The following is a 19651-nucleotide window of genomic DNA, read 5'->3' as shown; positions in this document are numbered from 1 at the left end:
GACCTGGAGCGGTTGGGCACCTCGTCGCCCCACTTCCCGCGTCGCAGTCTTTCGGGAGCATGGGCTGAGTGTTCGCATACCTCGTGGGAGCTAGTTTGGGCAAGGGCTCGGCCGGTTTAGATGTCGCGGTGCGGCGTCTCTCGCCTGCTGCGATGACGGAGCCGGCAGGCGCGATGGTTGCCCAGGCAGGTCGCCGGCGCCGAGCGCCCGCCGCGACCGGACACACGGGCGCGGCGGGATGAAGCCGAGGTGCCAGCTTGCAAGTAGGTGGCCGACCTGGACAAACAGATAGCGATAGTTGTCTGTTCACGCTTCCGTGGCGTCGCCGCGAGGGTGGTTCTGTGGGTGGGCGTCGGCGTCGGTGTTCAGGTTGATTGTGGGGTACAGCGGGTACGGCGTGAGCAGTTCGGCGGCGCGGCTGGCGAGCTTGGCGGCGAGTGCTGGGTCGAGGGTGTACTTGGCTTTGGAGTCGGCGGTTGGCTGGGTGTTGGCCAGCACGGTGTGGATGAGGTCGGCGATGTGGTCCATCTCGTTGGTGCCGAGGCCGCGGGTGGTTAGTGCGGGGGTGCCGATGCGGATGCCGGAGGTGTACCAGGCGCCGTTGGGGTCTTGGGGGATGGCGTTGCGGTTGGTGACGATGCCGGCGTTGAGGAGTGCGGCTTCGGCTTGGCGTCCGGTGAGTCCGTGGGCGGATACGTCGATGAGGGCGAGGTGGTTGTCGGTGCCGCCGGTGACGAGGGTGACGCCGCGGCGTTTTAGGCCGTCGGCGAGTGCGGTGGCGTTGTCGACGACCTGTTGTGCGTAGGTGCGGAAGTCGGCTGTGCCGGCTTCGGCGAGGGCGACGGCTTTGGCGGCGATGACGTGGGGTAGTGGGCCGCCGAGGACCATGGGGCAGCCGCGGTCGACCTGGTCGGCGAGTTCGGGTTGGCACAGGACCATGCCGCCGCGGGGGCCGCGCAGCGTTTTGTGGGTGGTGGTGCTGACGATGTGCGCGTGCGGCACCGGGTCGTCGTCGCCGGTGAGTACCTGTCCGGCGACCAGGCCGGCGAAATGGGCCATGTCGACCATGAGGACCGCGCCGACCTCGTCGGCGATTTCTCGCATGGTGGCGAAGTTGATCCGGCGGGGGTAGGCGGAGTAGCCGGCGAGCAGGATCAGCGGCCGGAACTCGCGCGCCGTCTGCCGCAGGGCGGCGTAGTCGATCCTTCCAGTGTTTGGGTCGACGCCGTAGGCGCGTTGCTGGAACATTTTGCCGGAGATGTTGGGTCGGAACCCGTGAGTGAGGTGACCGCCGGCGTCCAGCGACATGCCGAGCAGTCGTTGGTCGCCCAGTTCGCGGCGCAGCGCCGCCCAGTCGTCGTCGTTGAGGTCGTTGACGTGGCGGGCCTGGGCGCGGCGCAGCGCGGGCGCTTCTACCCGGTCGGCGAGGATGGCCCAGAACGCGACCAGGTTGGCGTCGATGCCGGAGTGTGGCTGGACGTAGGCGTGCGCGGCGCCGAATACGGTGCGGGCGTGTTCGGCCGCGATGGCTTCCACGGTGTCCACGTTGGCGCAGCCGGCGTAGAAGCGGCGCCCGACGGTCCCTTCGGCGTATTTGTCGGAGAACCAGTTGCCCATGGCCAGGAGCACGGCTGGGGATGCGTAGTTTTCGCTCGCGATGAGTTTCAACGCGCTGCGCTGATCGTCCAGCTCGGCGCGGATCGCCGCGGCGATACGGGGTTCGACCGTGCCGATCACGTCCAGGGCGGCGCGGGCAGCGAGCGCCTCGGGACTGATGTTCGTGCTCATGGTGGGCCTTCCTGGATGGATGGAAGGGCCCAGGCGCGCGGCCAACGTCGCTTTTGCGGGGCCGCTCCACGATGGTGATCCATCTGAACGCGCCAGTCACGGCCCTGCCGGGATGCTATCAGCGTCCGGTGTGCTCGCCGGGTGTAAGCACGCCGACGCCCTCATGGTTGCGTTGGCCGGTTGCCCACGCTGTCCGGGCCGGTGAACGGCTGTCCGGTCAGTGCACGGGACGGGCTGCCGTTCGCGCTGATGGGGACGTCACCGGCCAGGGTGATGCGGTACAGGCGCCGGTCGACGTCCAGGTGGGCGTGGTCGAGCGCGGCGAGGTGGGCGGTGGTGCGGTTGTCCCAGATGGCGACGGTGCCGGGCCGCCAGCGTAGCCGGACTCGGTACTCGTCGCGGGCGAGTTGTTCGTAGAGCAGGTCGAGGAGGTGGGTGCTTTCGGCGGCGGTCAGGCCGACGATGTGGCTGGTGGTGGACGGGCTGAGGAACAGTGCCTTCTGGCCGGTTTCGCCGATGAGTCGGACCACGGGGTGTTCGGCGACGTGCGGCCGGGCGTTGATCACGGCGAGGATTGGTGCGGCCTGCGGGTCGTGCGGGCTCAGGTGGAAGCCGGCGAGGAACTGGTGCTGTGCCCACAGTCCGTCGGACAGCTGCCGCAGCGGTGGGGAGAGTCCTTCGTAGGCGGCCACGAGGTTGGTCCAGTGGGTGTCGCCGCCGTAGGCGGGCACCACGTCGGCGCGCAGGATGGAGGCGGCGGGCGGGTTGACGGTCGCCGAGTTGTCGATGTGCCAGCCGGACAGGTAGTGCCGGCGGCATCGCCGGAACCGTTCCTCGAAGTCCTTGCCGTAGCGGTGCTCGTCCACGCGCGGGTCGACGGTCAGGATCTGCGGATACTGCGGCTCGATCCCGGGCTCGTGCGGGTCCGCGGCGGTCGGCTCGCCCATCTGGCGGGCGAAGGCGAGGTGCGTGGCGTGGTCGAGGTGCTGGTTGTGGAAGAACAGCACCTTGTGGGTCAGCAGCGCGGCTTTCAGGGCGGCGACAGTCGCCGGTGGCAGCGGTTGGGTCAGGTCGAGTCCGGACACGTCGGCGCCGATGTGGCCGGCGACGGGGTCGATACGAAGGTTGGTCGTGGTGGAGTGGGGAGCGGTCACGGCTTTCCCCTTTCGCTCGAGGGGTGGTCAGTAGCGGCCGGTGGTGGGGTTGATGCCGCCGAGGCCGAGCAGTTCCAGCAGCGGCTCGTCGCGGCGGGCCTTGGCTTGCTCGACGAGGCGCTGGAACGCGGGCGAGGGTAGTGCGGGCTCGAAGTTGAACGGCGTGGTGAAGATGCCGGACAGTTGGACGGTGAGCAGCCGTCGGCGGCTGGTGGGGCTGTGGTTGGCGCCGCCGCGATGCCACAGGGCCGCGTTCATCAGCACGACCTGGCCGGGCTGGACGCATACCGCGACCTGTCCGGGAAGATGGTCGTGGCTGGGCGGTGGCTGTTCGGGCCGGTCGTGGCTGCCCGGCACCAGGTAGAGCGGGCCGGTCTGCGCGTTGACGGCGTCGAGGTAGATCAGGACGGTGATCACCGGGGGAGCGGACGGCAGCGGCGGCGTTGGGGTGGTGTGCGGCCGGTAGTCGGTGTGCCAGATCGTGTCGTCGCCACTGCCCGGCAGGGTGAGGCGGATGTTGGTGTTGCGCAGCACGATCCGGGGGCCGAGCAGGCACCGGATGGTGTCGGCGAGCGGGAAGTCCAGCAGCGCCGCGGTGAGGATGCGCGGGTCCTGCTTGTGTCCGTCGCGCACGTATTGGCCGGCGAAGTCTTCGCGGTAGGTGCGTGTTTCGCCGTCCGGGAACCGGGCGGCGACCAGCTCGTCCACGGCGGCGCGGAGCTCGGCGACGGCGGCGGCCGGCATCCGCCGCTCGGCCAGCACCATGCCGTCGCGAAGGAAGTCCCGCTGCTCGTCTGGTGTGAGGATGCTGGTGCACGTGCGCTGTGGCTGGTCGACCGCGCTGTGAATGGTGTACGTGACGGTCATGGCCGCTCCTACCGGGACGTGGGGACGAGGTGGCGTTGCAGCGCGACGGTCGGCTGCAGGTCGTGGCCCGGGAACGTGCGGACCTTAAAGGCGTGCAAGGTTCGCGTTTCGGAGCCGCCGAGGTTGAGCGCGGCGGCGCCGGCGCGGCGTTGCTGGAGGTAGATCAGCCACAACAGGTAGGTGGTCAGCCGAGGAACGTTCCGGGTGGCCAGGTAGTAGCCGTGCGCGATGCCGGTGACGTTCCCGGTCACGGCGAGCCCGGCCAGGCCGTCGCGGATCAGGTAGTGGTAGGTCAACCAGTCGTGCCGCCGGCCGGCGAAGCTGGCCAGCACCGCAGTGTTGAAGCCCCGTTCGTGCCCGTCGTAGCCGCCGGCGCGGGCGGTGCCGCGCTCGACGAACGCGGCCTCTGCCAGGCCGAGCGGCACCGGCGAGGACAGGTAGGTGTACCGGGCGGCGTGCCGGAAGATCGCCTCCCGGATCGGCTTGTACCGCTGCCCGGCCGGGATCTCGGCCACCGGCGCGGTGACGACAACCTCCGGGTGGGTTTCGTCGTCGTGCGGCGCCGCCGGGTGCCACGGGGCGGCCATCGGCCCCCAGCCGAGCTCTGCCAGCCCGGCCGCGACTGCCGGGGTGCAGTAGCGGGCCACGAACGGGCGGTTCGGTGCGGCGGCGGCGGCCACCTCGCCCACCTCTTCCAGGAGCGTCACCACCGCGGCGGTCGCGCCGACCGGACGTACCGCGACCAGCCGATCGACGTCGGGCCGCCAGGTCAGCACCGTCGCCGCGTCCCCGGCGGACACGACCAGGCCCCGGCCACGGGCGCGCAGCCAGTAGAACAGCCCGTGACTGCCGTGCACGTCCGCGTCGTCCTGCAGCCAGGTGGGCAGCAGGTCGGCACGGTTGGGCTCGGCCAGCTCCGCGACCGCGAAGCTGCGTCGTCCACGCAACATCCGTGCCAGGTCTGGCATCTATATCACCCGCCGTAGGGTCCATACATGCGTGCGGCAGGCCGGGCTGAACTCTGCGCGGTGCAGGTCGCGGACCCGTTCGACGTGCAGGCCGACGGAGCTGGCAAGCTGGTGCAGTTGGAAGGTGTCCAGGGCGTATTGGACGTGGGTTTCTGACCATCGGATCGTGGCGGCGTGGAACCGGGTCAGGGTGCTCACGCACCGATCGGCGCTGCTGTCGTAACGGTGCCGCCAGCGCAGCCAGCCGTCCGGCAGCCGCTCGGCCTGGTTGTGGTCGCGCCACTGCTCGACCAGCAGGAATGGCGAGGAGTAGTCAAAGACCAGGTGGCCTGCGGGCCTTAAAACCCGCGCGACCTCGGCCAGGCACTGTCCAAGCCGGACTTCGTCTAGGTAGTTGAGGCTGTCGAACCCGGACACCGCCAAGTCGACGGACTTCTCTGGCAACGGGATCTGGCACAGGTCGGCCTCGATCGTCCGCTGGTACCACGTGCCGGCCTGGCGCAGCATCGCCCGGCTGTGGTCCAGGCCCAAGACGATAAGCGTCGGCTCCACCTCGCGCAGCAGGCGCCCGCCGATGCCGGTGCCGGCGGCCAGATCCAGCACAGTCGCGTACTGCGGTACCCCGACTCGCACCAGATCAGCCATAACCCCGCGCCTCCAGGTAGCTTCTGCCTGCGCGCCGAGCAGCTCGTTGTACTCGTCGGCGAGGCCGGTATACGCGTGGTGCGGCGTGGTCATGCGGCACCGTCCGGGCGCAGATGGTCGGCCTGGGTAGCGTCCGTGAGGGTCTGCGCGGGTGAGGCCGCAGTCGCATGCGGGCTCTGTCCGGCCGAGCCCGCTGTGGTCGCTGTTGCCGGCCACGGCTGCGTCGCCGACACGTGAAAGATCGCGCCGCGCGGCCGGTCCACCAGCAGCCCGTCGAAGGCGGCGAGAACCTCGGCCACCACCGGCAGCTCAGCCTGCCGATCCACCGCAGCCTGATCCTCGAAGACCTCGACCGACACGAATCGGCACTCGTTAGCTGGATCTTGAAGAATGTCGAAGTGGTGGACGCCAGGAAGCTGCCTGCTCTGTTCCACCACCGCGGCGAACATCAGCCGCGCCCGCGGCAGTTCCGCGGGCCGCACCACTACCTCAACCCGATAGACAATCATCCACCAGCACCTCAGCGATATTCCGGTAGCGCATCACCGCTTGATCTGTCGCCACATGCCGATGAACTCGCCGTGCAACACTGCGTCGTCGAACCCACTTGGCTGCGAGATACGCAAGCACCTCTCGGCTGGTCACCCGTCGGCCCATCCGGGTGCAAAGGGCGCGGTGTTTCCCAGCCGATCCGAGCCGCGGCATCGCCCTTGACCCAAACCTCGCTCTTCGCCTTCGGCGAAGGCCCCTGCGTTCAGGCCATGAGTGGCGCTACGGGCGGGGCCGGTCCATGGTCCGGCCGAGGGTGCCGTTTCAGGTGGTGTCGGCATGGCGGCTCCCCCAGGCCAGGGTCAGGACGGTGGCGGTGGCGAGGTCGTGGCCGGTGAGCATGCGCCAGGAGTTGGCGAAGGTCCGCTGATCGGGGGCCAGGGGTAGGCCGGAGCGGCCCGGCGGGCCCAGGTGCGCAGGTTCAGGTCACCGGCGGCGTAGAGCGCCCACTCGTTGCTCCAGTCCGCGGCGGCGGCGTGCGCGGTCCAGCGACCTACGCGCGGAATGCGGCGCAGCTGCTCGATCATCCGTAGCGGCGGCAGGCTTTGCCACCCATGTCCGTCGCGTAGGTAGCCGTTGGCGGCGTCCCGCAAAGCTGCTCGCTTGGAGGCCAGGCCGACGTCGGCGAACTGGTCGGGGGTGAGGTCGAGGACGGCTTCGGGGGTTGGGAACAGCCAATAGTGCTCGCCTGTGGGTAGCTGTATCCGCTCGCCGTGGGCGTGGCAGAACTGGCGATACACGTTGGTGGCGTGGACTCCGCGCAGCATTTGCCGGACGGCTGCCGTGGCGAGGGCGTCCCACAGGTTGCCGGCCCGAAACCGCGCAACGGTGCCGAGGCCGGCGAGGCTGCCGGCCAGCTGCGGCAGCTCGGCTAGGGCGCCCGGCGGGAGGTGGAACACATCGTGGATCGGCTTGGACGCGGCGGGCGCGAGCTCGTGGAGGGTGAAACCGGTTGGCCCGCCGGTACGGATGAGCCACCGGCGCCCGAACGCCACCAGCACCCGCAGCTTGCCTCGGCCGTTGCCGGCTGGTATCCACGCCGGGTGGTCGGTCATCACGAAGTCGACGACGTTGCTCATCGGCGCTCCACCGCGCTGCGGAGCTGCGGTGGTCGCCGGCCGGCGGTGGTAACGGTTTCGCGCACCACCTGTTTGAGGTCCCGGTCGCAGCCAAGCCTCAGCACCGGCGTGAGCCAGTCATGCCGTAGTCGCCTCAGCGCGTTGCCCGGCACTACCGACACGTCGTCCTTGGGCTCGGTTGCCGTCATCGTTTCCCCTTCGGCCGGTTCGCTGCCGTTGAGTAATTCACATGGGGTTCTGGCTCCGGCGGCGTGAGCCGCCGTATTCGCGGCCGGCCGCCGGAGCCAGAACGGTCTTGCGGTGTTACAGGAGGGCTACTGGCAGGTTGTCGGGCAGCCTGCCCACCGGTACACGGGTGGGCGGTTGAGTCCGGGCCGCTTCGGCTTCGGTGTGGTGTAGGTGCCGGCGATGGTCTGGTTGATCCAGTCGCGGTAGGCGTTGACCGAGGTGTAGACCGCTGCGCCGGTGCAGTCGCTGCTGGTGGCGCGGGATGCGGTGCCGATCAGAAGCCAGGTGTGCCGTAGCCGGGTCGGGGTCATGACCGGGCCGCCGCTGTCGCCGTAGCAGGCCGAGATGGTCGGGTTGGCGACGTTGAGGACACATACCTCGTTGGCGTCGATGGCGGCTGCCGCGCAGTGCGTGGGGTCGACGATCTGGGTGTCGGCTTCGGCCAGGTGCTGCGGCGTCGCGCCGGCGAACGGCTGGGCGGTGAAGCCCCAGCCGACGATCCGCGCCGCCCATTGGCGGACCGGCCACGGGGCGAGGACCGGCGGCAGCGCCGCTGGCACGGTCCAGACCGGTTTGGTTAGCCACAGCACGGCGATGTCGCCTTGCACGACGGTCGGGTCGGCGCCCCACGCCCAGGTCGGGTACGCGGCGATCTTCTTCACCCCGGTGAGCACCCCGCCTGCCAGCCGGTCGCTGCTGTTGAAACGGATGGTGTAAATGCTCGGGTCCTTCGTGGAGGCGTCTGGGAAGTTGGTCACGCAGTGGGCGTTGGTGATCGCGTGCCAGGGGTCCCACAGGTTCACCGCGCAGGTGTGCCAGTGCGGGTCGTCGCCGCGCACGTATTGCAGCGACCCGAGCCCCGGATACCGCTGACTGGCCGGCCGCCCACCGATGATCATCGGGGACATGGTCCCGTCCGGTTCCGGCTGCTCACCGGCTGCAGTGACGGCCGCCGGTGCGATCGGTGGCGGGTCGTCGACGGCCGAGGCGGCCGAGGCGGCGGTGCCGGACAGCAGCACCGCTGCCACTGCGGCGGCGAGCATGCTGAGAAGTTTCCTGTTCACGATCCTGCTTTCGGTTGAAGGACAAGGGAATGGCTCCCGCCACGGGGTTGCGGCGGGGTTTGCCGCCATCGGGGCGGCAAGTCCAAAAGGGACACGGGGGCGCAGCAGGTCCCGCGCTGAAACGTGGGGTTCCCGAGCGGCGGTCATCGCGTTTGCGTCGGGCGGCACGGGCTGGAACTGGCGCCTGGTGAGGCATCGGGCCGGGGCGTCCCGCTGCCTGGCCGGCGGGCGGCGAGTTCACAGGTGTCGCCTGGTACGACTTCTTCGATGTCGACAAACCGTCTCGATCGTGATCATGCCTGCGTCTCCCGAGCGTGACTGTGTTCGAGTGGTGGGTGCCGTCCTGCTGCGGCCGCGCGGATCCGTGGGCGCGGTCACAGATCGAGGGCGACGGTGACGAGCCTGTGGTCGGAGGGTGCTGCTGGCCCGCCTCGGGAATGTGGACCTTGTAGCTGTCGGGGATGACGTGCGGTGTCATGGCGTCGTTGACCAGGAGCCAGTCGATGAGCAGGCCGCCGCCGGCATCGACGCCGTCGTTGACGGTGGGCAGGATCGGTTGCGTGGGATCGGTGCGCCAGGCGATCTCGGCGATGGCGTGCAGGCCGCATCCGTCTTCGCGTTGGTGGGTGGTCTCGTCCCAGACGCCGATGAGGTGGTCCAGGGCGCGGGTGTCCGGTCCCCACTGGCCGTCCGGTCCGCGGACGCCTTTGTGGGTGCGGGCGCTGAAGTGCGCGGCCATCCAGTCGCGCTGCGGCAGGTGTTTGCCGGATGCGGTGGCGTTCAGGTCGCCACCACCGATCACCGGGACGGGTTGGGCGTCGCCGTACCGGCTGGCGCGTCTGGCCTCTTCGAGCCGGTTGTCGCCGGACAGCGGGGACCAGTGGTGCACGAACGCCAGGAACTCGGTGCGGCCTTCTTGGTTGGGTGCGTTGCCGCGGATGGCGAACCGGGCGACGTTGCGCTGGTCCTGGTAGATGCCGGGGTCGTGTTGGTTCCACCAGCTGCGCAGGATCAGGGTGTCGGGGTTGTAGAAGATTGCTGGTGGCATGGGGGAGCGGTCGTTGCTGCCCAGCTCGACCGTGTATGGCACGCCGAGTTCGTCGGACAGGGTTTCGGCTGCGGTGTACTTGGGTTGGCCGGCGTGGTCGCGGTAGTTCTTGGCTTCGCAGAACAGGATCAGCGCGGGCGGTTCGTCGACGTCGGCGAAGGCCCGCTGCAGTTTGGTGAAGTCGTAGGTGCCGTCGGGTTGGCGGCCGCCGTCCTGGTAGTTGAACAGCGCAACAGCGATGCGGGTCATGCGTTGGCCTCCCTGATCAGGGTGGTGTGGTTCATGGCAGTCGGGCGACGGCGCCGTAGACGGCGGTTTCCTGCACCGAGGCGGTGGGTTTGGGGGCGCTGTCGGGCCGCCAGTGCACGATCGGGACCAGGCCGGGCTCGACCAGCTCCAACCCATGCAGGAACTGGTTGACCTCGGCTCGGGTGCGGGGTCGGAAGGTGCCGTGGCCGGCGCCGGGCGTGGACAGCGCGGTGAGCCGCTCGACGGTGTCGGCGGGAAGGGGGTCGAACGTGGCGTGCGAGACGGCCAGGTAGCTGCCCGATGGGAGGGCGTCGAGCAGTCGGGCGACGGCGGCGTAGGGGTTGCTGGCGTTGTCGAGGAAGTGCAGGACGGCGATGAGTAGCAGCGCGACCGGTTGGGTGAAGTCGAGGGTGGCGGTGAGCGCCGGGTCGTTAAGGATCGTGTTCGGCTGGCGCAGGTCGGCGTGGATGTAGGCGGTGGCGCCTTCCGGGTGCTGGTCATCAGCGCGCGGGCGTGGACCACCACCACGGGATCGTTGTCCACGTAGACGACTCGGGAGCCGGGGGCGGTCGCCTGGGCGAGTTCGTGGACGTTGGGGGAGGTGGGAAACCCGGTGCCGATGTCGAGGTATTGGTGGATTCCGGCGTGCGCGGCCAGGTAGGCGACGGTCCGGTGCATGAAGCGTCGGTTTTCCTGGGCGGCGGTGCGGATGTGTGGGAAGGCTTCGGCGATTTGGTCGGCGGATTCGCGGTCGGCGGCGACGTTGTCTTTGCCGCCGAGCCAGTAGTCGTAGCGGCGGGCCGGGTGCGGCCGGGAGGTGTCGATCGGCTGGTGACCGCTGCCGGTCACGGCTGCGGCGGGTGAAGTGCTGGCGGCGGGGGTGCCGGGTCGTCTGGTCATCGGTGGCTGGTCCTCGGGTCTGGCTGTTGCCGGTCGGCGGCGGTTGGATCTGGCGGTGGGGTGCAGGTGCTGGCCCCGGCCGCTGGCATCCGACTGCCGGTGGGCACCGCGGCTGCGGTGGAGGGTTTGCGGGCGGCTGCGGCGAGCAGGCCGGACAGGTACGGGCTCTGGGTGGGTGGTGGGGTGTCTGCGGGGTCGGGTCGCCACGCGGCGGCGGGCACCAGGTCGGCTGGTGTGGTCGAGTCCGGGTGCGGGTGGATGAGGTCGAAGCCGGTGAACAGTGCCCGGATCTGTCGCCGGCTGCGTGGCTGTAGCGGTGTCGGGGTGCCGGCGTACAACCCCTGGACGGCGTCGCTCCCCGCGTGCGGCGTGGTCGTGGTGGCGTGGCTGATGACGAGGTGGCTGCCAGTGGTCAGCGGCTGGCAGAGGGCGGCGACCGGGCTGGTGGGGTCGTCGGGCAGGAAATGCAGTACGTAGACGAGCAGGACGGCGACCGGTCGGTGGAAGTCGATCAGCCGGGCGGTTTCGGGGTGGTCGAGGATGGTGTCGGTGTCACGCAGGTCGGCGTGGATGATGCCGGCCGTGTTGGTGTCGTCGAGTAGGGCGCGGGTGTGTGCGGCCACGACTGGGTCGTGGTCGACGTGCAGGACGGTGGCGTGCGGGTCGGCGGCGTGGACGATGCGGCGCAGGTTGCCGACGGTCGAGATGCCTGAGCCGAGGTCGAGGAACTGGCGCACGCCGTCATCGAGGGCGTGCTGGACGGCGCGGCGTAGGAATGCCCGGTTGCCGCGGGCCGCGTCCACCATTGCTGGTGCGATAGCGAGGGCGTGCTTGGCGGCGGCCCGGTCGGCGTGGAAGTTGTGCGCGCCGCCGAGCAGGTAGTCGTAGATCCGCGCGACGTTCGGCCGATCGACGTCGACCTCGTCCCCGGGCGGGCGCGCCATGGCGGCCGCTGCGGCTGGGACTTCTGCATCGTCGGCGGGCCGGGCGGGTTCTCGGCGGTGGCGGGTGTGCCGCCGCCTGCGGAGGTCAGGCGGCGGCACACCACCGGGCGCCGCGGGGACGGGACAGGGACCGAATCTGTCACTGCCGGGCGGCGCCGGCCGCCCGCCGGCGAGGGGAGTGGGGCGGGCAGCCGGGCGGGGAGGGCGTGGCCGTCGGGGATGGCTGTGGCGGTCATCAGCGGGTGGCCTTCAGCGCAGCCCGGGACGGCGGGTTTGGGTGAGGAACAGGGTGTAGGTGCGGACCAGGCCGGGGGGCACGTCGAGGTACTCGTGGGCGCCGACGGACCGTTGTTCGGAGGCCAGCAGCAGCCCGGTGGCCGGGTCGAAGAGCAGGGCGTGGGTGACACGGTTGCTGGTGTGGGTGACCGCGACGCCGGTGCGGCCGAGCCGGTCGGTCACACCCGGGCGGTAGCTGATCGGGTTTACGTCGGCGAGCACGCGCAGGGCGGCTTTGCGGACCGGCAGGTCGACGTAGAAGGACGTGAACAGCTCGTCCACGGCGCGTAGGGTGGCTGGCGGGCCGTCCGGCAGCGGGTCGAACGCGAGCTGTCGGGCCAGCTGGTCGGGGTCGGCGGCGGGCGGCCCGGCGATGATGCTCCGCTGGTGCCCGGCCGGGTACCTGCTGGCGGTGGTGCGGCCGCGGGTGAACTCGGCGTTGGTGCTGCGATGGTGGGGGTCGGCGCCGGTCAGGGTGTAGTCCGGGCCGACCTCGACGGTGATATCGCGGCCGGAGCCGTTGTTGGCTTCCCACCGGCGGATGTCGACCGCGAGCACGGCCGGGGTGTGCTCTCGCCAGCCCGGCGGCCGGGTAGGGCCGCGCCCGTCCCTTCTGCCAGTGGTATCGAGGATCCAACGCCGCTGGTGATGGTAGGCGTAGCCGCGAGCGGTGTCGGCGGGGGTGGCGGTGATCGTGTCGGCCAGCCGCAGCAGCCGCTCCCGCGCCGACAGCTGCATCGAATCCGATGGACCCAATGTCGCACCGTCATCAGCCGCCGCCGTGACCGGCTGCCCGGAGGGCGCATGGAACGTCACGCTGGCCGCGGCCGGGCCGAGCAGCATCAGCACCAGAAACGCCGCCAGCAGCCACCGGCCGCCGCGCGACCAGCGTTTCCTCGACGCGCCCGGCAGGTTCACCGCATCGCCCGGCGACGCATGCGACGGTTCGTTGATGTCGCGGTCCTGGCGGTTCATCGCGTCTCCTCGGCGGTGCCTGCTGCTGCGGCGGGGGCGGGGTCGCGCCACATCGCCCACAACGGCGGCCCTGAGTCGGGCAGGAACATCGGCGCCGGGTGGTAGAGCCAGTAGCCGCGCCGCTCGTAGAAGTCCCGAGCCTGCGCGGACACCGCGACCAGGTAGGTGGGCACCCCTTCGCTGTCGTCGGTGGCGTCCATGGACTGCTGGGCGTGCCGCAGCAGCGCGCTGCCCAACCCGTGTCCCTGCCCGTCCGGGCGGACTCCCAACCACGCCAGATGGTGATGCGGGGCGGTCGGATGATGTCGGGCCAGCACCGAGTCCAGCAGCCGGAACCGGTCCGCGTACCGGCCACACGTCGCGTTCAGGATCTCGTTGTACAGATCCGGGGCCGGGGTTTCGAACTCCACATAGTCCTGCCACACCGCGACCGCATCCACATCATCGGTGACGTGGATGAACCACCCGTCCGACTCCTCCGACAGCGCCGCCTCCAACAGCGCCCGGCTGTATCGGCCATACACGATGCGGCGCTCCTGCTCGTCCGGGATCAGCCACACCGCGTCCGGAGTGGCCATAAACGCCTCCACCAACACGTTCGTGATCTTGTCCACGTCGCCTGGCTGGGCATCCCGGATCGCCGGCACCCAAGGCCGCCCGGTCTGCTTCTCATCGGTCATCACACGAGTTCCTTCACAATGGACGGTGTTCATGCCGGCCGATACCGGCAACAGATCGGATAGGGCGGCACCCCACCGCCGCCCGGCGGCAATTGGCTGGCCTGCCGACGCCGCACCCCAACCGGTCGACTCGGGCACAGCGGCGGGCCTGCGTAGCGCGACGGGCTGGGTCCCACGCCGGGCCTTGGTTCCGCTCGACGTGGACGGCGGTGCGTTCGTGGGATTCGCTGTGGTGTGCTCTGCTGGATCGCACCGCGGATGGTGGCCGAGGGCGGCGGTGAGGGCCGCAGGCTCTTCCACCCGGGCGAGTTCGAGGGCGGTCATCGCGTGCCGTCCTTCCCACCCGCGGGCGCCGTCGCCGGGCGGCTGCACCGCCGCGGCGACGACGACCGGGACGGTGCCGGGCGGGGAGTGGCCAGCATCTGCTGAAGGCTCCGCTCCCGCACGGTCGGATCCGGATGGCCAGCGGCAAGAGACTTCGCCGCCAACGGGCCCCATACGATGCGCAGCTGCTCGACGATCCGGTCCGCGTCGGCGTACAACGCCTCCCGGCGGGCACGCCCTGCGAACAGCAAGAACACGACCACGGCGAAGGCGTCGACCATGCTGCTACCGATCCGTCGCACCCTGGCAACCAGCCCTCCACCGCCGGCAAAGGTAGCGCTGCGGGAGATCTGGCGCGCGCGGCTGAGCGTCCTCGGACGCAGCGGACTGGTCGGATGTCCGCCTGCGTTGGCGGAGCCCGCCGGCTGCTCAGGCATGACTGGCCCCGGCCACGGGCAGGCTGTGGCTGGCCTGCGGTGGGGCGCTGGTGACGGTCAGGCTGTCCGGGCCGAGCCCGATCACCGCGTACACCGTTGGGCGCACCCGGCGCAGGATCAGCGCCCACACCACACCTGCCACGGCGGCGGCCAGGAAACTGGCCGGCAGCAGCCACCGCAGCGGTGAATGCCCGGACACGTCAAGCAGCTCACCGAACCCGGACACGGTGGCGGCCAGGATGCCGAGCAGGACCAGCGCCGAGAACACCGGCGCGACCAGCCGCCGCCACACCGTTTCAGCATGCCGGTGTCGGGCGAAGTAGCCGACCACCGCGACGCTGGTGGCGGTCATCAGGATCAGCACGCCGAGGCCGCCGGTGACACCGCCGTAGAAGAACAGGTGCCGCATCGGGTCCAGCCCTTGGCCGATGTAGACGACGAGCACCCCGACGGCGAGCAGGGACTGCAGGGCGGAGCCGTAGACGGGTGCGCCGGTGCGGCGGCTGGTCCTCCCCCAGGACTGGGGGAGGACACCCTCGCGGGACAGGCAGAACGTGTAACGGGCGATCATGTTGTGAAAGGCGAGCAACGCCGCGCCCAAACTGGTCAGCAGCAGAATCCGGCCAGCGTCGACCAGCGGGGCGGGCAGGTACGGGGCGGCGAGGTAGAAGAACAGGTCCGTGCCGTCCCGCTGCGCGGCGGCCACAATGTTGGTCGGGCCGGTGGCGACTGTCATCGCCCAGGTCGACAACCCGTACAGTCCGGCGATCAACGCCAAGGCCAGGTAGGTGGCCCGGGCGACCGTGCGGCGCGGGTCTTTGACCTCCTCGGAGAACACGACGGCGGCCTCGTAGCCGACGAACCCGGCGATCCCACCGACCAGGATCGCTGCCGCCCCCGCCTCGCTCAGCTGGGTCGGCGACAACGCCGCGAAGCTGACCTGACCGCCGGCGGGATGCGCGATCAACGCAAGGTCGAAGACCACCACCACGGCGAGCTCCAACACCAGCAGGGCAGCCAGGACCCGGCCGTTGACCTTCACACTGCGCAACCCGAGCATCGCGACCAGCGCCCACCCGGCAACCGCGTACACCCACCAGCCCAGCCGCCACCCGAACTGGGCCTGCGCCACAGCGGCAGCGACCACACCGAACGCCCCGTACAAGCTGATCTGCAACGCGTTGTAGCCCAGCTGGCTGACCATCGCCGCCCCCACCCCGGGCACCCGGCCCAGGCCGAGACTCACGTACGTGTAGAAGCCGCCGGCCTGCCGCACCCGGCGAGCCATCGCCACATAGCCAACCGAGAACACCGCCAACACCAGGCCGACCGTCAGATAGGCGACCGGCACGCCGACATAGCCGGTCACCGCGTAACCCGTCGACGCAGAGCCCGCAATGACAGTCAGCGGTGCGGCAGCGGCCAGCACGAACGCCATCACCGACGGGACACCCATCCGGGTGCGCGCCAACGCCAACTCCACGCGGCTCGGCTGGCCCGGCGGACCGGAAGGGCCTGTACGTGGCATTCTATAACTCCACATCGCAAGGTCAGGGACTTGAAGGATCTAGCTGCGGTGCGCGGCAACGGCCTTGCCGACCGCCGCGTGCGTGTGCTGCGCCAGCTCGGCCATCGGCGGCCACAAGTGGTGACTGACCAACGCCCGCAACTGCGTGTACGCGTGCGCTGGAGCGCCGTCCAGCACATACCGGTCAAGGCCTGTCGCCCACATCAACGCCGCGAGCGCCTCATCCTGCGCCGCCAGCCGGCGACGCTGACGCAGCGCCAGCGACAGCCGGGCCGCCGGCCAACCCGCCTCGTTGACATCCGTGGGCACATACCTGGTCTGCGCCATGACCAACCGGCGGCGGGACACCTGCGCCCGGACGCGACCGTTACGCTCCAGCCGCTCCGCAACCTGCTCGTACGAGTCCTGACCCAGGACAGTCAGCCACGTCCCCACAGCAACAGCACCACGCTCGGCGGCAACCTCGGCCAGCACCCTGTGCGCAAGCGCATCCCCCGGAGCACTCGTCGTGACGACGTAGACGCGGCCGGCCTGCACGACGATCTTTTGCAGGTACAGCAACTCGGCAAGCAAACCAGCCGCGAGACCAACCGTGGTCGCCCGCGGATGCAGCAACGGGCGACCAGACGAGTCATCATGGGCCAGACGGAAGAAGTCATCCGCGATCGAGGCAGTAATGCGCGCCTGCATCGCAGACCAGTCCCTCCCGGAGCCGACGGAATGCAGATCTTGAAGATGGAGTGGGTGCTGACCGCCGCCGCGCCCCTGGCAGCGACAGCGGCCAGAACCCTGAGGTGCGCCGGATGAATGCCAACTCGTCCGGCGCTTTCGTCGAGCCTGTTCACGTGTGCTTCGTCCGATCACCGCGGCCATATAGAGCGAGTGCTCCGTCGGCTGGACCAGCGCACGCTGGGCCAACGCGCCGTAGGTCGACGTGCTCGACCGTCGCGGCGTCATCTGGCCGCAGTCGGCAATTCGGACGGCGACTGATAAACGCTGCCCCGGGGCGGGCAGCTGCACCTGCCGCTCGCCTTGCACCTAGCACCCGCTTGCGAAAACGCGGCCCGTCTGGGCAGCGAACACGGGCGACCGTTCACGGCGCCTCCTCCTGTTCGGGCTTTATGGCAACGCGACGCTTGATATGTCGCCCGTTCCGGTGGTTCGGATCACAGCAAAGCGGGACTACTTGTAGGTGCGTCGAGACATCGCACCCGCGTGCCCCGTAGTCTTGCCATTGCCCGGTACGCGCAATAGGTGGCACGTGCGGCCGGATCGGCTGGCAACACTTGGCAACACCCACATGTGATCCGGGAGAGGGCGTGGAGACGTTCGGGGATGCAGTCAGGCGGCTCAGTGGGTCGGAGAGCCTGCGGAGTGTTGCCCGCCGGGCCCACCTCGACGCAGCACACCTGTCCCGGATTGTGCGCGGCATCCGGCCACCGACGCACCTCTACGCATCGGCGCTTGATGAGGCGTTCGGCACTGACGAACTTGTGGCGATGATCGGTGGCAGCTCGGTCGGTGAGTGGACGATCGACGGCGAGGCATGGCGGCGTCGCGACTCTGAAGGACTCGCGGCGATGCTGCTCGCGGAGACGCCCAGCGCAGGCAACGCGTTGCGCCTAGCGCATGAATGGCTGATCGCCGATCCCCCGCAGGTGTACGAGGTACGCGCCGGCCGGCGGATCGGCCAGTCCACTGTAGAACGAGTAATTGAGCGCGTTCAGCAGCTTCGCCTGCTTGACGACCACTTGGGCGGCACGGGCACCTATCAGGTCGTCACGGCCGAACTTGTCGCGACGGCCGGTCTATTGCGGGATGCTTCCTACACTGAAGCCATCGGGCAGCGGCTGCTGGTCGCGATCGCGGAACTGTGCCAGCTCGCCGGGTGGGTCGCGTCCGATGCTGGCCAGCATGCCGACGCGCAAAGGCTTTACCTGACGGGCGTGCGGGCGGCGCATGCCGGTGGCGACGCGCCCGGGGCGGCCAACAATCTGTCGTCGTTGTCATATCAGGTAGCCAACATTGGAGATCCGCGAGATGCAGTGATACTGGCGCGGTCCGCCGTACGTGGCGCTGGGCGTGCCGCCACCGCGACGACGCGAGCCCTGTTGCTGGATCGGTTGTCATGGGCGCATGCGCGTGCTCGCGAGGCGGGTCAGGCAGAGCGGTCGTTGGACGCTGCCGACGGCGCTTACTCAGACCGGAAGGCAGCAGATGATCCGCCGTGGACCTATTGGTTGTCCTTGGAAGAGGTCGAGATAATGGCCGGCCGGGTGTGGACGGAGCTACGGCGTCCGCTTAGGGCCGTGCCGATCTTGGAACGCGCGACGGCCGGCTACGACGATAGTGCGGCCCGGGAGACGTCACTGTATTTGACGTGGCTGGCTGAGTCGCTGTTGCAGGCTGGTGAGATCGAGCGCTCAGCCGAGACAGCGTCGCGGGCGCTGGGGCTCTCACTCCGGGCTGGGTCAGTGCGCGCGGACGGACGCGTCCAGACCCTGCGACGGCTCCTCGGCGAGTACCGCGGCACCCCAGCGGCCGACGATTTTGAGGAGGAGTACCGCGTGGCAATGGAGAGCAACGACGAGGGACCGGAATGACCTGATGAGGTCAGCGCCTCAGCCGATTGACGTTGGCCGAGGCGCGGCTTGCCCTAGATTGGCGTGGCCATGGGGCGCCTACAGCCACGGGCGACGCCGTCAACGGACTGCGACTGCGCGACGGTACCCGAATCATCGCGCGCTCAGCGGGCTCCGACCCGGTTGCAGGGCTCCGGCAAAGTCGTTAGCTGATCCTGAGGAGGTCGAGCGGGCGGCGGCTGTCGCGGGCGTGGTGTCGGTTGGCGGCGGCGATGTTGGTGAGGCCGGCCTGGCGGAGGATGCTGATAGCGGCGTTGCGGAGGACGGCCATCACCTGGGGGCCGGTGCCGGTACGGATCTGGGATCGGTCTTCGTCGTAGGTGACGTCGCGGACCCAGTGGACTTTGTTCTCGATCGACCAATGGCCGCGGATGGTGGCGGCCAGTTGGGCGGGCTTGGCCTGGTGCACGTGTAGGTCGGTGATGGCGTAGATGGTCTCGGTGGTCCACCGCCTGGGCTGGTCCAGGGCGTGACGGCGGCGCCTGATCCGGAGGGCTTGCGCGGCGTGCGGGAAGTCAATCCCGCTGGCGAGGGTGAGCACTTTGCTGGTGCGGATCTCGCGGCGGCCGTGACCGCGGTCGGCGGTTCGGTCGGCGTCCGGGACCGCCCGCCAGGGTAGGGCCGATAGTTGGGTGTGCAGATGCGGCTGGTTGCCCTTCACGGTGAGGATCCAGTGCGCGCCGCGCCCGGTCAGGTAGGTGACGTGGTCGCGTTGGCAGTGCAAGGCGTCCGCGGTGACGACTACACCGGCCAGGTCGGGGATTTGGTCCAGCAGCGGCCTGAGCCGGGTGATCTCGTTGGTGGACGCGTCGACGTCCGTGCTGGCCAGTACCGCGCCGGTGGTGTGATCGGCAGCGGCGAGCACATGCTTGGCCGTGTTGTCGCCATCGCCGGAGCCACGGATGGTCTTACCGTCCACCGCGAGCGCCGGCAGCGTCCCCGCGGCGGGTTGAGGGCGGTGTTGGACGAGGCAGCCGGCGATCACTGTGGTGAGCCGGTCCGCGTCCAGTGCCTGCAACAGTCGGCGGATCATCGCCTCAGACGGCCGCCGTCGCGGATCGATTCCCAACCGGGCAGCCGACTCAGCTGGCAGGTCCGCGACCCACTCACCGATCGCGGTGTACGAACGGTACCCGGCTATCACCGCGCACACCGCCATGGCGATAACCGTGCCCAGCCGATGCCGGATGCCACGACGAGCCCGCGGATCAGGCACGTGCCCCAGCGCTGCCAGCAGACCTACCGGCGGCATCTGCCCGCGGTAGGAGGCCGACGCGGTGGACAGCGACGAGATCAGCGATGATGG

At 69.7% G+C, this 19651-nt stretch carries 18 protein-coding genes, 1 pseudogene and 1 riboswitch; of the genes and pseudogenes, 2 read left to right on the top strand and 17 right to left on the bottom strand.

Annotated elements, in window-relative coordinates; all coding sequences use genetic code 11:
- Nucleotides 1-306 precede the first annotated feature (306 nt).
- From Phou_RS08060 to Phou_RS07995, 14 genes and pseudogenes are all read right to left on the bottom strand, one after another.
- A complete protein-coding gene (locus Phou_RS08060) occupies nt 307-1788 on the bottom strand; it encodes a glycine hydroxymethyltransferase (RefSeq protein ID WP_173054942.1) in 1482 nt (493 codons plus the stop codon).
- 20 nt (nt 1789-1808) lie between these two features.
- Nucleotides 1809-1898, bottom strand: a riboswitch (ZMP/ZTP riboswitch).
- 51 nt (nt 1899-1949) lie between these two features.
- Entirely contained in the window at nt 1950-2942 is a 993-nt protein-coding gene (locus Phou_RS08055; protein WP_173054941.1) for a TauD/TfdA dioxygenase family protein, read from the bottom strand.
- Between the two features lie 27 nt (nt 2943-2969).
- Nucleotides 2970-3809, bottom strand: coding sequence for a phytanoyl-CoA dioxygenase family protein (locus Phou_RS08050; protein ID WP_173054940.1), 840 nt, complete (start codon nt 3807-3809; stop codon nt 2970-2972).
- Between the two features lie 8 nt (nt 3810-3817).
- On the bottom strand, nt 3818-4777 hold the full coding sequence (locus tag Phou_RS08045; RefSeq protein WP_173054939.1) for a hypothetical protein: 960 nt from the start codon (nt 4775-4777) through the stop codon (nt 3818-3820).
- Nucleotides 4778-5515 (bottom strand): class I SAM-dependent DNA methyltransferase, encoded by a 738-nt coding sequence (locus tag Phou_RS08040; RefSeq protein ID WP_173054938.1) that lies wholly within the window; start codon nt 5513-5515, stop codon nt 4778-4780.
- Nucleotides 5512-5931: a putative quinol monooxygenase gene (locus Phou_RS08035; protein ID WP_173054937.1), complete on the bottom strand. Its 420-nt coding sequence runs from the start codon at nt 5929-5931 to the stop codon at nt 5512-5514. Before Phou_RS08035 ends, Phou_RS08040 begins: the two co-directional genes overlap by 4 nt.
- A 342-nt stretch (nt 5932-6273) precedes the next feature.
- The gene (locus Phou_RS08030) at nt 6274-7050 is read right to left on the bottom strand and encodes a DNA glycosylase family protein (protein WP_173054935.1); all 777 of its coding nucleotides are present in this window, start codon (nt 7048-7050) and stop codon (nt 6274-6276) included.
- Nucleotides 7047-7238 (bottom strand): hypothetical protein, encoded by a 192-nt coding sequence (locus tag Phou_RS08025; RefSeq protein ID WP_173054933.1) that lies wholly within the window; start codon nt 7236-7238, stop codon nt 7047-7049. The genes Phou_RS08030 and Phou_RS08025 overlap by 4 nt, the downstream gene beginning before the upstream one ends.
- A 126-nt stretch (nt 7239-7364) precedes the next feature.
- The gene (locus Phou_RS08020; RefSeq protein WP_173054931.1) at nt 7365-8321 is read right to left on the bottom strand and encodes a S1 family peptidase; all 957 of its coding nucleotides are present in this window, start codon (nt 8319-8321) and stop codon (nt 7365-7367) included.
- Entirely contained in the window at nt 8209-9639 is a 1431-nt protein-coding gene (locus tag Phou_RS08015; protein WP_173054929.1) for a hypothetical protein, read from the bottom strand. The genes Phou_RS08020 and Phou_RS08015 overlap by 113 nt, the downstream gene beginning before the upstream one ends.
- A gap of 31 nt (nt 9640-9670) precedes the next feature.
- Nucleotides 9671-10539 (bottom strand): annotated as a pseudogene (locus Phou_RS08010) (SAM-dependent methyltransferase).
- Nucleotides 10536-11483: an SAM-dependent methyltransferase gene (locus Phou_RS08005; protein ID WP_173054927.1), complete on the bottom strand. Its 948-nt coding sequence runs from the start codon at nt 11481-11483 to the stop codon at nt 10536-10538. The pseudogene Phou_RS08010 and the gene Phou_RS08005 overlap by 4 nt, the downstream one beginning before the upstream one ends.
- A gap of 249 nt (nt 11484-11732) precedes the next feature.
- The gene (locus tag Phou_RS08000) at nt 11733-12734 is read right to left on the bottom strand and encodes a hypothetical protein (protein ID WP_173054925.1); all 1002 of its coding nucleotides are present in this window, start codon (nt 12732-12734) and stop codon (nt 11733-11735) included.
- On the bottom strand, nt 12731-13414 hold the full coding sequence (locus Phou_RS07995; protein ID WP_173054923.1) for a GNAT family N-acetyltransferase: 684 nt from the start codon (nt 13412-13414) through the stop codon (nt 12731-12733). Before Phou_RS07995 ends, Phou_RS08000 begins: the two co-directional genes overlap by 4 nt.
- Nucleotides 13415-13648: 234 nt before the next feature.
- Between Phou_RS07995 and Phou_RS07990 the strand changes: the two genes are divergently transcribed.
- Complete coding sequence (locus Phou_RS07990) at nt 13649-13843, top strand: hypothetical protein (RefSeq protein ID WP_173054920.1); 195 nt, start codon at nt 13649-13651, stop codon at nt 13841-13843.
- Between the two features lie 324 nt (nt 13844-14167).
- Here Phou_RS07990 and Phou_RS07985 read toward each other — a convergent pair whose 3' ends face one another.
- Nucleotides 14168-15703 carry an APC family permease gene (locus tag Phou_RS07985; protein WP_246273379.1) on the bottom strand — a complete coding sequence of 512 codons (1536 nt, stop codon included), beginning with the start codon at nt 15701-15703 and terminating at the stop codon, nt 14168-14170.
- A gap of 39 nt (nt 15704-15742) precedes the next feature.
- Entirely contained in the window at nt 15743-16393 is a 651-nt protein-coding gene (locus Phou_RS07980; protein WP_173054918.1) for a GOLPH3/VPS74 family protein, read from the bottom strand.
- Between the two features lie 629 nt (nt 16394-17022).
- Here Phou_RS07980 and Phou_RS07975 point away from each other — a divergent pair.
- Entirely contained in the window at nt 17023-18306 is a 1284-nt protein-coding gene (locus Phou_RS07975) for an NsdA family TPR-like regulatory protein (protein WP_173054916.1), read from the top strand.
- 184 nt (nt 18307-18490) lie between these two features.
- On the opposite strand, the gene Phou_RS07970 is transcribed toward Phou_RS07975, so the two are convergent.
- Nucleotides 18491-19597: an ISAs1 family transposase gene (locus Phou_RS07970; protein WP_173058186.1), complete on the bottom strand. Its 1107-nt coding sequence runs from the start codon at nt 19595-19597 to the stop codon at nt 18491-18493.
- Nucleotides 19598-19651: the final 54 nt, after the last annotated feature.

The organism is Phytohabitans houttuyneae, from assembly GCF_011764425.1.
Taxonomy (GTDB): Bacteria; Actinomycetota; Actinomycetes; order Mycobacteriales; family Micromonosporaceae; genus Phytohabitans; species Phytohabitans houttuyneae.
Note: the sequence above shows the minus strand (reverse complement) of the source record. Positions and strands in the feature narration are given on the sequence as shown.